This window comes from Stenotrophomonas sp. 17(2023), assembly GCF_030345315.1.
Taxonomy (GTDB): Bacteria; Pseudomonadota; Gammaproteobacteria; order Xanthomonadales; family Xanthomonadaceae; genus Stenotrophomonas; species Stenotrophomonas acidaminiphila.
On record NZ_CP128405.1, the window covers coordinates 2,498,993 to 2,511,752 of the forward strand.

The window sequence follows — 12,760 nt, forward strand, 5'->3', positions numbered from 1 at the left end:
AGTCACAATGTCGATCGTCATCCGCGACGTGCGCGAGCACGAGCTCGATTCCGTCCTGGCACTGAACAACAACGCCGGCCTGGCCATCCTGCCGCTGGATGCCGCCAAGATCCGCCGCTTCTACGAGACCGCCGAGTATTTCCGCGTCGCCGAACGCGACGGCAACATGGCCGGTTTCCTGGTCGGCTATGGCAGCAACGCCGAGCACGACAGCAGCAACTTCGCCTGGTTCCAGCAGCGTTACCCCAGCTTCTTCTATATCGACCGCATCGTGGTCGCCAGCCGCCGCCGCGGTGGCGGTGTCGGCCGTGCGTTCTACGCAGACGCCCAGAGCTACGCCGAGCTGCGCTACCCGCAGATGGCATGCGAGGTGTTCCTGGACCACGGCGCCGACGCCGCCCTGCTGTTCCATGGCAGCTTCGGCTTCCGCGAGGTCGGGCAGAACACCATGCCGGCCGTGGACGTGCGTGCCAGCATGCTGCTCAAGGACCTGTGCAGCTACGAGTGGGTGAAGGAAACCTATGGCGACAACCTGCCCGACGTTCCGTGGGCGGGCCACACACGCCGGCCCGTGCAGCAGCGGCCGACGGGAACCTGAGATGGCAGTGAATCCGGATTACGAACAGGCAGGCGAACTGAAGATCGGGCAGGTGGGCATCGCCAACCTGCGCATCCGCACCCTCGACGTGGAGCGGCTGGTACAGGAAATGCGCGAGCGCGTGGCGCGCGCGCCCAAGCTGTTCGGGCGCGCGGCGGTCATCCTCGATTTCGGCGGCCTCAGCCGCGTCCCCGACCGTGCCAGCGCGCAGGCGCTGCTGGACGGGCTGCGCGATGCCGGCGTGCTGCCGGTGGCGCTGGCCTATGGCACCACGGAAGTCGAGCAGCTCTCGGTCCAGCTCGGGCTGCCGCTGCTGGCCAAGTTCCGCGCCCAGTACGAACGCGCCGATGCCGCCCCGCCGCCCGCGCCGACACCGGCGCCGGCCCCCGCACGCCGCGCGCCGGAACCGGCACCGGCACCAGCGCCCGCCGCGCAACCCGGACGCATGCAGCTGGGCGCGGTGCGCTCGGGCCAGCAGCTGTATGCCGAGAACTGCGACCTGACCGTACTCTCAACGGTGGGTGCGGGCGCCGAGGTGATCGCCGACGGCAGCATCCACATCTACGGTACGCTGCGTGGCCGCGCCCTGGCCGGCGCGCAGGGCAATACCGGCGCCCGCATCTTCTGCCGCGACTTCCACGCTGAACTGGTCGCGATTGCGGGACGATACAAGGTGCTGGACGATATTCCCGACAACCTGCGCGGCAAGGCCGTGCAGGTCTGGCTGGAGCAGGACCAGATCATGATCGCTGCGCTGGATTGACGCGCAGCCCACCACGGAACATTCAGGAGAAATCCTTTGGCTGAAATCATCGTAGTCACCTCCGGCAAGGGCGGCGTCGGCAAGACCACCTCCAGCGCCAGCATCGCGTGCGGCCTGGCCCGGCGCGGCAAGAAGGTCGCCGTCATCGACTTCGACGTCGGCCTGCGCAACCTGGACCTGATCATGGGCTGCGAGCGCCGGGTGGTGTACGACTTCGTCAACGTCGTCCACGGCGAGGCCACGCTCAAGCAGGCCCTGATCAAGGACAAGCGCTTCGACAACCTGTACGTGCTGGCCGCCTCGCAGACCCGCGACAAGGACGCGCTGAACAAGGAAGGCGTCGAGAAGGTGCTCAAGGACCTGGCCGCCGACGGCTTCGACTTCATCATCTGCGACTCGCCGGCCGGCATCGAGAAGGGCGCGTTCCTGGCGATGTACTTCGCCGACCGCGCCGTGGTGGTGGTCAACCCGGAAGTGTCCTCGGTGCGCGACTCGGACCGCATCATCGGCCTGCTCGACTCCAAGACCGCCAACGCCGAGGCCGGCAAGAACGTGCCCGCGTTCCTGCTGCTGACCCGCTACAGCCCGGTGCGCGTGGAAAGCGGCGAGATGCTCAGCATCGGCGACGTGGAGGAAGTGCTGGGGCTCAAGGCCATCGGCGTGATCCCCGAGTCCGGCGACGTGCTCAACGCCTCCAACAAGGGCGAGCCGGTGATCCTGGACACCGAATCCATGGCCGGCCAGGCCTATGAGGACGCGGTCGGCCGCATCCTCGGCGAGGAGCGCCCGATGCGCTTCATTTCCGTGGAGAAGAAAGGCTTCTTCAGCAAGCTGTTCGGAGGGTGACGATGGGACTTTTCGACATCTTCAAGGCAAAGAAGAGCACGGCCGAAACCGCCAAGAACCGCCTGCAGATCATCATTGCCCAGGAACGCAGTACCCGCGGCGGCCCGGACTACCTGCCGCTGCTGCAGCGCGAACTGCTCGAAGTGATCAAGAAGTACGTCAACATCGACGCCGACGCGGTCAAGGTCGACCTGGTCAAGGACGGCGAGCACGACGTGCTCGACATTTCCGTGGCCCTGCCCGAAGGCCCGCAGGACTGATTGCGACGACCGGGACCGGCCGACGGCCCCGGCACCTTCCATAGCGATGCCGACTTCGCCCGCCACCGCGCCCGCCGCCGTCCTGTGCGTGGGCGATATCGCCTGGGACGCCATCGCCGCCCTGCTGGCGCGCCACGGCCTGCGCCTGAACCGGGTCGGGGACGGGCAGCAGATTCCCGGCAGCTACTGGGGCGAACCCGAAGCCGGCATCATCGCCAGCGACGTCTACGTGCGCGCCGACACCCCGGTGCACTCGATGCTGCACGAAGCCTGCCACCTGATCGTGCTGCCACCGGAGCGGCGCGCCCTGGTGCATACCGACGCCACCGATTCGGTGCCCGAGGAAGACGCCACCTGCTACCTGCAGATCGTGCTCGCCGGGCAGCTGCCCGGGGTCGGCAGCGCGCGGCTGATGGCCGACATGGATGCCTGGGGCTACACCTACCGGCTGGGTTCCACCCGCGCCTGGTTCGAGCACGACGCCGACGACGCCAGGCGATGGCTGGCCGAGCGCGGCCTGCTGCCGGCATGAGCCGGCGGCGCCTGCCGCCCGGCCCGAACGCCTTCACGGCACGCTGAGCACGCCTGGCCGCAGAGAGGCATGCCGGCGCCGGCACGACGCGCTACGGCAGCGACGCGCCCATGTCCAGGGTGACCCGGGTGCCGCGCTGCGGGCCGGAATGGATGTCCAGTTTCCAGCCCAGGTGCTCGCACAGGCGACCGATCAGGTCCAGGCCGATGCCGGTGCGCATGTTGCGCTCGCCGCGCGCGGTCTTGGCATAGGCCACGGCCACTTCCTCCGGGCTCATGCCATGCCCGGGGTCCTCGATGGTCACCACCGCCTGCGGCGTCAGCCACAGGCGGATCACCCCGCGGTCGCTGTTTTCCAGCGCGTTGCGCAGCAGGTTGCCGACCGCGGCCTGCACCACGCCCACCGGCGCCACGATCGTGCACGGCGCCACGTCCACCACCTCGACCGACAACTCCTTGCCGCTGGCCAGGTACGCATGGTCGGCCACGATCTCCGGCAACAGCTGCTCCAGCGCCAGCGGTTCGCTCAACGCCGCCAACCGCGCCGGCTCGCGCGCCAGCACCAGCATCAGCTGGATCAACTGTTCCATGCTGGACGCGGTGCTGCACACCCGCAGCAACTGCTGGCGCGCGCGCGGCGGCAGGCCGGGTTGCTCCAGCGCCAGCTCGGCCGCCCCGGTGATCACCGCGATCGGCGTGCGCAGTTCGTGGCTGGCGGTACTGATGAAGGCCCGTTCGCGCTCGACGAAACGCTCGTTGCGCTCCAGGTAGTCGTTCACCGAGTCGGCGATCACCTCCATCTCGGCGCTGCCGCGGGCGGTGACCTGCACCCGCTGGCCACTACGCTCGGGCTGCAGCCCGGCGATGTCGGCGGCCAGCCCGGCCAGCGGCCGCACCAGGCGGTTCATGCCGACCCACGCCATCAACAGGGTGACGACCACCATCGCGATGCCGGCCAGCACCGCCCAGCGGGTGATGAAATGCTCCAGCTCTGCGAAATCGGTGATGTCCAGCACCAGCATCGTGCGCCCGAAATCGCTGGTATGGCGCACCATCACCGCGCTGCGGTGGCCTTCCAGGCGGACGCCGTCGTGCAGGCCCGGTTTCAGGTGCGCCAGCATGTCCGGGATGCCGTGGGCATCGTGGTCGCTGAAGAAATGCAGGGTATCGGAGTCCTGCCAGCGGTAGTCCGGGTCGGTGCGCTTGCTGGCGATGACGCTGTCCAGCTCGGAGTTGAGCAGCGCGCGCCACACCGAGTGTTCGGCGCGCTCGTGCACGTAGTTGGCGGCGCTGAACACCACCAGGGTCAACAGCGCCAGGTAGCTGGCCAGCCAGACCAGCAGCTTGCGCCGCAGGGTTCGCCGCTTCATCGCTCGCCGTTCCCGGGTGCACCGGCCAGGGGCGACGCATCCGGCGCGCACAGGCGGTAACCGACCCGCGGCAGGGTATGCAGCAGCTTGTCCTGGAACGGCCCGTCGACGCTGCGGCGCAGCTCGTAGATATGCGAGCGAAGCATGTCGCCGTCGGGCGGCTCGTCGCCCCACAACGCGTACTCCAGCTGGTCGCGCGGCACCGCCGCCGGGCTGGCGCGCATCAGCACTTCCAGCAGCTTGCGGCAGGCCGGGTACAGGTGCAGCAGCTGGCCGCCGCGCTGCACTTCCAGCGTGGCCAGGTCCAGGCGCAGGTCGTGCACCTCCAGCACCTTGCGCGGGTTGCGCCCGCGCAGGCGCGCCAGCACCGCGTCCAGCCGCACTTCCAGTTCGGGCAGGGCGAAGGGCTTGGTCAGGTAGTCGTCGGCGCCGGCGCGGAAGCCGGCGATCTTGTCCGGCAGCTCGTCGCGCGCGGTGAGCATGATCACCGGCACCTCGGAACGGTGCTCCTCGCGCAGGCGCCGCAGCACTTCCGGCCCCTCCATGCGCGGCAGCATCCAGTCCAGCAGGATCGCGTCGTAGGCCTGGGTGGCGGCCAGGTGCAGCCCGGTGATGCCATCGGGCGCGACATCGAGCACATGCCCGCGCGCCTCGAAATAGTCGAAAAGATTGGCGATCAGGTTGCGATTGTCTTCGATGACCAGCAGCCGCATGTGCAGAACCCTTGGAAGAACGCTTCGCCGGTGGACACGCGCCGGACCCATCGATGGGCGCCGGCGGGACGGCAGTACCCGCCCATCGTAGCCCCAGCGCTGGTCGGAGCGATGTCGAAACAGGTCACAATGCGTACTACGACGCGCTTCCCACGCCGGCCGCGCGATCCTCTCCATCCACTCTCCAGACGAGCCCAGCGTGCGCCCGACCCGCCTACGATCCTCCGCCCCCTGGTTGCTGTTGCTGGCCCTGGTCGTGGCCAGCCTTATGGCCGGGCTCGGCATGCGCGAGCCCTCCCCGCCCGACGAGCCGCGCTTCGTGCTGGCCGCACGGCAGATGGTGGAGACCGGGCAATGGCTGCTGCCGCACCGCGGCAGCGAGCTGTACGCCGAGAAGCCGCCGACCTTCATGTGGATCCAGGCCGCCACCTACAAGGTGCTGGGCAACTGGAACATCGCCTTCCTGCTGCCGTCGCTGCTGGCCGCACTGCTGACCCTGTGGCTGACCTGGGACCTGTCGCGGCGGCTCTGGAACCGGCGCGTGGCGCGCTACGCGGTGCTCGGGCTGTTCGTATGCATCCAGTTCGGGCTGATGGCCAAGCGCGCGCAGATCGACATGGTGCTGGTGGGCATGACCACGCTGTCGCTGTGGGCGCTGCTGCGGCACATGCTGCTGGGGCCCAACTGGAAACTGCTGGCGCTGGGCGCCTTCGCCGCCGGGGTGGGCACGGTGACCAAGGGCGTGGGCTTCCTGCCGCTGCTGGCGCTGCTGCCCTGGGCCATCTGGCGCTGGCGCCATCCGGGTGCGGCCGGCGCCGGGCGCGGCTGGGGCTGGTGGCTGGTCCTGCCGCTGTTCATCGCCGGCACCTGCGTGTGGCTGGCGCCACTGGGCATCGCCCTGCTGCGCAACCCCGACCCGGGCCTGCAGTCCTATGCGCAGGAGCTGCTGTTCAAGCAGACCGGCACCCGCTACGCCAATGCCTGGCACCACCACCAGCCGGCCTGGTACTACCTGCAGGTGATCGCCACGCTGTGGCTGCCGGGCAGCCTGCTGCTGCCGTGGCTGGTGCCGGCCTGGTGGCGGCGCCTGCGCCGGGCCGATCCGCGCTACGTCGTGCTGCTGGGCTGGGCCGTACTGGTGCTGCTGTTCTTCAGCGCCAGCCCCGGCAAGCGCGAGGTCTACATCCTGCCGATGCTGCCGGCGCTGGCGGTGGCGGCCGCGCCGCTGCTGGCCGGCCTGTTGCGGCGCACCGGCGTGCGCTGGGCATTGCTGCTGTACGTGGCGCTGCTGGCGGTGGCGATGCTGGCGGTCGGCTACGACGCACTGCAGCACGGCGACGGCTGGGCACAGCGCAGCGCGGCCAAGCGCGCGATCGATCCCTCGGTGGTACCACGGGTCGGCGCCTGGCTGGTGGGCTTCGGTGTCGCCGCGCTGGCGCTGGTGGCGGCGCTGCGCCTGCGCCGCGCCGGACTGGCGGCGGTACTGGCCACGGTGCTGCTGTGGGCGATGTACGGGCTGGGGCTGATGCCGGCGCTGGACCCCTACAGTTCGGCCTCGGGGGTCATGGACAAGGTGCGCCAGCGCATCGGCGACGGCGAACTGGGCATGGTCGCCTGGCGCGAGCAGAACCTGCTGCAGACCCACCCGCAGGCGATGGATTTCGGCTTCAAGCGCCCCTGGCCCGAGCAGTGGGAGATGGCCGGGCAATGGGTGGCCGCCGCCCCGGAGCGCCGCTGGCTGTTCGTCCTCAAGCAGGCGATGACCCCCTGCGCCGACCCGGCACGGGTGATCGATATCGGCAGTGCCAACCGCAACCAGTGGCAGCTGCTGCCGGGCACCGCGCTGGATACGGCCTGCGTGGCCACCACCCACGGCCAGGTCGCCGGCACGCCGGACGAGGACAACGAGGACTGAAGCCGGCGGGGCGTTAACGCCCGGCCAACGCGCCTCCGACCAGTCTCCGACATGGCGGCAACCACCATGCCGCCATTCATCGTCGATGGCGTACAGCTCCCGTGCCTGCCGCTCCCTCCTCGCCGCCTCCTTGCGCCCTGCCCGCCCCCGGGCTCGCAGCCACCCGGCGCGGCTTCCTCGGCCGCCACCTGCTGATTCCCCTGCTGCTCGCGGTGGCCGCCAGCGTGGTGCTGATGGCCGGCAACGGCGACCAGTGGCTGGCCGACCAGCTCTACCGCTGGGAAGGCAGCCGTTGGGCCTTCAAGGACGCCTGGTGGACCACCCATGTCATCCATCGCGGCGGCAAGAACCTGAGCACCCTGGCCGGCGTGCTGGTGATGCTGGCGCTGCTGCGGGCCTGCCTGGACGCCCGCTGGAAGGCGCTGTGCCGGCCGCTGCTGTACCTGCTGCTGGCGGTGGGCCTGTCCACCGGCCTGGTCTCCCTGCTCAAGTCCATGACCCAGATGGACTGCCCCTGGGACCTGCAGCGCTACGGCGGGTTGCGCCCGTTCATCGGCCTGTTCGAAGCGCGCCCGGAGCTGCTCGGCCGCGCCGCCTGCTTCCCCGCCGGCCATGCCAGCGCCGGCTACGGCTGGGTGGCGCTGTATTTCTTCGCCCTGCAGGTGCGCCCACGCTGGCGCTGGGTGGCACTGGCCACGGCCGTGGCCACCGGGCTGGCGTTCGGCTTTTCCCAGCAACTGCGCGGCGCACACTTTCTCTCGCATGATGTGTGGTCGCTGGCGGTCAGCTGGACCGTGGCGGTACTGCTCTACCTGTTGATGTTCCCACCGGCCACGGCCTCCACGCTCAAGGAAGAACCCCACGCATGAGCACCGCTTCCCCGCATCTGCCCGCATCGACCAGCGCATTGGCACGGCTGCGCCGCTGGCGCCCGGAAATCTCCACCGAAGCACTGATCCTGCTGGCCAGCGCGTTCTTCGCCCTGGTCTGCAACGGCCTGTTCTGGCGCAACGCCATGGCCACCAACCCCGGCAGCGTGCTGTTCGCGCTGTCGCTGTTCGCGCTGCTGATGGGCGCGCACGCGCTGCTGCTCGGCCTGCTGGTGTGGCGCTGGAACGCCAAGGTGCTGCTGACGGTCCTGTTCGTCACCACCGCGTTCGCCACGCACTACATGAACAGCTTCAACGTCTACCTGGACGCGGACATGCTGCGCAACGTGCTGGCCACCGACCACAAGGAATCGAGCGAGCTGATGACGCCCGCCCTGCTCCTGCCGCTGCTGGTCTACGCGCTGGTGCCCTGCGTGCTGCTGTGGCGCCTGCGCCTGCGCCGGCGCAGCTGGGGCCGCGCCCTGCTGTGGCGGCTGCTGTTCCTGGTGGGCGTGGTGGTGGTGTCCGGTGCCGGTACGCTGGCCTCGTTCCAGAACGTATCGGCGCTGATGCGCAACCACCGCGAAGTCCGTTACCTGGCCACGCCGGCCAACTACCTGATCGCACTGAAGCAGAACCTGATCAGCTCCAACCCGATCAAGAACAAGCCAAAGCTGCCGCTCGGCACCGATGCCAAGGCCACGCCGCGCGCGGCCGACAGCAAGCCGCGCCTGCTGGTGCTGGTGGTCGGCGAGACCGTGCGCGCGCAGAACTGGGGCCTGAACGGCTACGCCCGCCAGACCACGCCGGAGCTGGCCAAGGCCGGGGTGATCAACTTCCCCGACATGCATGCCTGCGGCACCAGCACCGAGGTATCGCTGCCGTGCATGTTCTCGCCGTTCGGACGCCACGACTACGACGCCAAGAAGATCCGCGCCCACCAGTCGCTGCTGCACGTGCTCGAGCACGCCGGCATCCCCACGCTGTGGCGCGACAACCAGTCCGGCTGCAAGGGCGTGTGCGAGGGCCTGGAGATCCAGCGCCTGGGCGACGCCACCAAGCCGGGCCTGTGCGCCGATGGCCGCTGCATGGACGAGATCCTGCTCGACGACCTTGCCGCGCAGGTGCGCGCCAAGCCGGGCGACCGCGTGGTCGTCCTGCACCAGCTGGGCAACCACGGCCCCAGCTACTTCCAGCGCTATCCGGCGCAGTTCCGCCAGTTCGTGCCGACCTGCGACACCCCGGACCTGGGCAAGTGCCGCCGCGGGCAGATCGTCAACAGCTACGACAACGCCATCCGCTACACCGACCACTTCCTGGCCCAGACCATCGCCGCACTGCGCGGCATGGACGACTACGACAGCGCCATGATCTACCTCTCCGACCACGGCGAGTCGCTGGGCGAAAAGGGCCTGTACCTGCACGGCATGCCGTACGCCATCGCACCGGACGAACAGACCCGGGTGCCGATGGTGATGTGGTTCTCCCCGCAGTTCGCGGCCAACCGCGGACTGGACCTGCAGTGCGTGCGCGAACGTGCGCGCCGCCGCGCCGACCATGACAACCTGTTCCCCTCGGTCCTGGGGCTGATGCAGGTCACCACCTCGGTGTACGAGCGCGAGCGCGACGTGTTCGCCGGGTGCGAAGGCTAGCAACCTGTCCCGCCGCGGGAGCGACGCCCGTCGTTCCCGCGGCAAAGCGTCGCGGATCATCCAACCGGCATTGCGAGAACCCGCCATGGCCACCTTTCCGCAATGGCTGCCCTGGGCCCTGCTGTCGGCGGCCTTCGCCGCGCTGACCGCGATCTTCGCCAAGCTCGGCCTGCAGCAGGTCGATGCCGACCTGGCGATGCTGCTGCGTACCATCGCCATCGTCGCCGTGCTGGGCCTGTTCGTGGCAGCCACCGGCAAGTGGAGCAACCCGCTGGCGCTGCCGGGCAGGACCCTGCTGTGGCTGCTGCTCTCGGCGCTGGCCACCGGCGCATCGTGGCTGTGCTACTTCCGCGCCCTGCAACGCGGCCCCGCCTCGCAGGTGGCGCCCGTGGACAAGCTCAGCGTGGTGCTGGTGGCGGTGTTCGCCTTCGCCTTCCTGCACGAGCGCCTGGCCTGGCGCGAATGGCTGGGGGTGGCGATGATCGGCGGCGGCGTGCTGCTGATGGCGCTCAGGCGCTGACCCACCCCCTTGCCGCGACCGCCGCGGCCCTCTAGCCTTCGCCGATCGAACACCATCGGGGAATCGCGTGAAACAACGTCATCTGCTGTTGGCCCTTGCCGTGAGCGCCAGCGTGCTGTCGCTGGCCGCCTGCAAGAAGGAAGCCGCCACCGACACCGCCGCGCCGGCGGCACAGGCCGCACCGGCCGAGAGCGCCGACCAGTTCGTCGCCCGGATCAACGCCGAGTTCAAGGCGATGTACCCGGAAATGACCTCGGCGCAGTGGCTGTCCTCCACCTACATCAACGACGATTCCGCGCGCGTGGCGGCCAAGGCCAACGAGCGCTGGCTGACCACGCTCAACGGCTGGATCGAACAGGCCGGCAAGTACGAAGGCCAGCCGATGAGCGAGGACACCAGGCGTGCCCTGCACCTGCTCAAGCTGATGACCGCCATGCCGGCCCCGCGCGACCCGGCCAAGCTGGCCGAGCTGGCCGCCATCGCCACCAAGCTGGAGGGCGACTACGGCGCCGGCACCTACTGCACCGGTGAAGGCGACCAGCAGAACTGCCGCCAGCTCGGCGAACTGGAACAGGTACTGGCGCGCTCGCACGACTACGACAAGCAGCTCGACGCCTGGCAGGGCTGGCACTCCACCGCCGTGGCCTCGCGCAAGCCGTACCAGCGCTTCGTCGAGCTGGTCAACGAAGGCGCGCGCGAGCTGGGCTACGCCGATGCCGGGCAGATGTGGCGCAGCGGCTACGACATGCCGGCCGAACGGGTCGGCCCGGAAACCGACCGCCTGTGGGAGCAGGTCAAGCCGCTGTACGAACAGCTGCACTGCTACACCCGCGCCAAGCTGGACAAGGAATACGGCAAGGACAAGGCCGAAGTCGGCGGCGGCCTGATCGCCGCGCACCTGACCGGCAACATGTGGCAGCAGGACTGGAGCAACCTGTGGGACCAGCTGCAGCCCTACCCCGGCGCCGGCAGCCTGGACATCACCGCCGCGCTCGAGAAGCAGCACCAGGGCAACCTGAGCGCGGCCCTGGCCAAGGCCGGCGCCAATGCCGACGTCGCCGCCCGCTTCAAGGCCCAGCGCGAGGCCGAACTGGCCACCGCCAGGCAGATGACCGAGCGCGCGCAGGACTTCTACGTGTCCCTGGGCATGCCCAAGCTGCCGCCGAGCTACTGGCAGAACACCCAGTTCATCAAGCCGCTGGACCGCAACGTGGTCTGCCACGCCAGCGCCTGGGACATGAACATGGGCGGCGACGGCAAGGACGTCGGCGCGGACGTGCGCACCAAGATGTGCATCACGCCCACCGAAGAGAACTTCACCACCATCTACCACGAGCTGGGCCACATCTATTACGACCTGGCCTACAACCCGCTGCCGCCGCTGTTCCAGGGCGGCGCCAACGACGGCTTCCACGAGGCCATCGGCGACACCATCGTGCTGGCGATGACCCCGCAGTACCTGAACTCCATCGGCCTGGTCGACAAGCCGCAGGAAAGCCGCGAGGCCACCATCAACGCGCAGATGCGCATGGCCCTGAGCGGCGTGTCGTTCCTGCCGTTCGGGCTGATGATCGACCGCTGGCGCTGGGGCGTGTTCGACGGCTCGATCAAGCCCGAGCAGTACAACCAGAAGTGGTGGGAACTGAAGGCCCAGTACCAGGGCGTGGCCCCGGCCGGCGCACGCGGCGAGGAGTTCTTCGACGCCGGCGCCAAGTACCACGTGCCGGGCAACACCCCGTACCTGCGCTACTTCCTGGCGCGCATCCTGCAGTACCAGTTCTACAAGGGCCTGTGCGACGCCGCCGGTTACACCGGCCCGCTCAACCAGTGCACCTTCTATGGCAACAAGGAAGCCGGCCAGAAGTACTGGGCCATGCTCAGCAAGGGCGCCAGCCAGCCGTGGCAGGCCACGCTCAAGGAACTGACCGGCAGCGAGAAACTCGACGCCGCCCCGATGCTGGAATACTTCGCCCCGCTGCAGGAATGGCTCAAGCAGCAGAACGAAGGCCAGATGTGCGGCTGGCAGGCCGGTCCCGCGCAGCCGGTGAAGCCGGCCGCGCCGTAACCCCGGTTCCGGTTCAGGCATCAACACGAAGGGCGCCGGCAAGGCGCCCTTCGTTCGCATCCCCATGCATGCAGCGCATGCCAACGCGACGCTCCCGCACACGCCCATGACCGACTTACCCGCAAGCGGACCACCCGCCCTGCCCCGCGCCCAACCCGCGCCCGGGCCGTCCAGGGACACCGTGTGGCTGCTTACCGGCCTGGCCGGCAGCGTGCTGGCCGCCGTGGCCATCACCGTGATCGGCATGGTGGTCTACCCGCAGTTCGCCGACACCTTCACCGCCTTCACCCTGCGCGGCACCGACCTGCCGCTGCCGACCCGGCTGGCCATGCGCTTCTACCCCGCCATCTGGCTCGCCCCGGCGCTGGTGCTCCTGGTCCGGCTGGGCTGGCCGGGCAAGGCCAGCCGCGCGATCGCAGCGGGCGTATTCGGACTGCTCACCCTGTTCGCCGGCGTACCGCTGGTTCTCGTTTCAGCCTACCTGCCGATGATCCAGCTGATGTCTGTGCTGTAGGCACGTGCCGAGCCACCTCGCGCAGTCTGGGACGGACGCCATGCGCGCAGGGATGCCAGCAGACCGGCAGCGCCGCATCGAAGGGCATGCAGTAGACCGAAGGGCGCCGATGGCGCCCTTCGTGCATTCCGCATCCCATGCTCC

General features: G+C 69.2%; 13 protein-coding genes. 11 read left to right on the top strand and 2 right to left on the bottom strand.

The features are described from left to right. Positions 1-7 precede the first annotated feature (7 nt). Genes QQA12_RS11300 through QQA12_RS11320 form a run of 5 tightly spaced genes read left to right on the top strand, consistent with a single transcriptional unit; the run spans position 8 to position 2,999 of the window. A complete protein-coding gene (locus tag QQA12_RS11300; protein WP_054666968.1) occupies positions 8-598 on the top strand; it encodes a GNAT family N-acetyltransferase in 591 nt (196 codons plus the stop codon). Between the two features lies 1 nt (position 599). Next, entirely contained in the window at positions 600-1,361 is a 762-nt protein-coding gene (gene minC, locus QQA12_RS11305; RefSeq protein ID WP_226049341.1) for a septum site-determining protein MinC, read from the top strand. Between the two features lie 36 nt (positions 1,362-1,397). Then, positions 1,398-2,207 (top strand): septum site-determining protein MinD, encoded by an 810-nt coding sequence (gene minD / locus QQA12_RS11310; RefSeq protein ID WP_054666972.1) that lies wholly within the window; start codon positions 1,398-1,400, stop codon positions 2,205-2,207. Between the two features lie 2 nt (positions 2,208-2,209). After that, positions 2,210-2,467 carry a cell division topological specificity factor MinE gene (gene minE / locus QQA12_RS11315; RefSeq protein ID WP_054666973.1) on the top strand — a complete coding sequence of 86 codons (258 nt, stop codon included), beginning with the start codon at positions 2,210-2,212 and terminating at the stop codon, positions 2,465-2,467. Between the two features lie 46 nt (positions 2,468-2,513). After that, positions 2,514-2,999 (top strand): hypothetical protein, encoded by a 486-nt coding sequence (locus QQA12_RS11320; protein WP_226049342.1) that lies wholly within the window; start codon positions 2,514-2,516, stop codon positions 2,997-2,999. A gap of 91 nt (positions 3,000-3,090) precedes the next feature. On the opposite strand, the gene QQA12_RS11325 is transcribed toward QQA12_RS11320, so the two are convergent. Continuing rightward, positions 3,091-4,368 carry a HAMP domain-containing sensor histidine kinase gene (locus tag QQA12_RS11325; protein WP_226049343.1) on the bottom strand — a complete coding sequence of 426 codons (1,278 nt, stop codon included), beginning with the start codon at positions 4,366-4,368 and terminating at the stop codon, positions 3,091-3,093. Further along, the gene (locus tag QQA12_RS11330) at positions 4,365-5,081 is read right to left on the bottom strand and encodes a response regulator transcription factor (RefSeq protein ID WP_054666978.1); all 717 of its coding nucleotides are present in this window, start codon (positions 5,079-5,081) and stop codon (positions 4,365-4,367) included. The genes QQA12_RS11325 and QQA12_RS11330 overlap by 4 nt, the downstream gene beginning before the upstream one ends. Positions 5,082-5,349: 268 nt before the next feature. Here QQA12_RS11330 and QQA12_RS11335 point away from each other — a divergent pair, with 268 nt between their 5' ends. From QQA12_RS11335 to QQA12_RS11360, 6 genes are all read left to right on the top strand, one after another. After that, positions 5,350-6,996, top strand: a complete 1,647-nt coding sequence (locus tag QQA12_RS11335; RefSeq protein ID WP_082394317.1) for a glycosyltransferase family 39 protein — start codon at positions 5,350-5,352, stop codon at positions 6,994-6,996. Between the two features lie 101 nt (positions 6,997-7,097). Further along, a complete protein-coding gene (locus tag QQA12_RS11340; RefSeq protein WP_226049344.1) occupies positions 7,098-7,865 on the top strand; it encodes a phosphatase PAP2 family protein in 768 nt (255 codons plus the stop codon). Next, positions 7,862-9,517, top strand: a complete 1,656-nt coding sequence (locus QQA12_RS11345; RefSeq protein ID WP_226049345.1) for a phosphoethanolamine--lipid A transferase — start codon at positions 7,862-7,864, stop codon at positions 9,515-9,517. The genes QQA12_RS11340 and QQA12_RS11345 overlap by 4 nt, the downstream gene beginning before the upstream one ends. Before the next feature lie 85 nt (positions 9,518-9,602). After that, positions 9,603-10,037 (top strand): EamA family transporter, encoded by a 435-nt coding sequence (locus QQA12_RS11350; protein WP_054666983.1) that lies wholly within the window; start codon positions 9,603-9,605, stop codon positions 10,035-10,037. A gap of 67 nt (positions 10,038-10,104) precedes the next feature. Further along, positions 10,105-12,102 (top strand): M2 family metallopeptidase, encoded by a 1,998-nt coding sequence (locus QQA12_RS11355; RefSeq protein WP_226049346.1) that lies wholly within the window; start codon positions 10,105-10,107, stop codon positions 12,100-12,102. 181 nt (positions 12,103-12,283) lie between these two features. Further along, the gene (locus tag QQA12_RS11360; protein WP_233324886.1) at positions 12,284-12,616 is read left to right on the top strand and encodes a hypothetical protein; all 333 of its coding nucleotides are present in this window, start codon (positions 12,284-12,286) and stop codon (positions 12,614-12,616) included. The last annotated feature ends 144 nt before the right edge of the window (positions 12,617-12,760 follow it).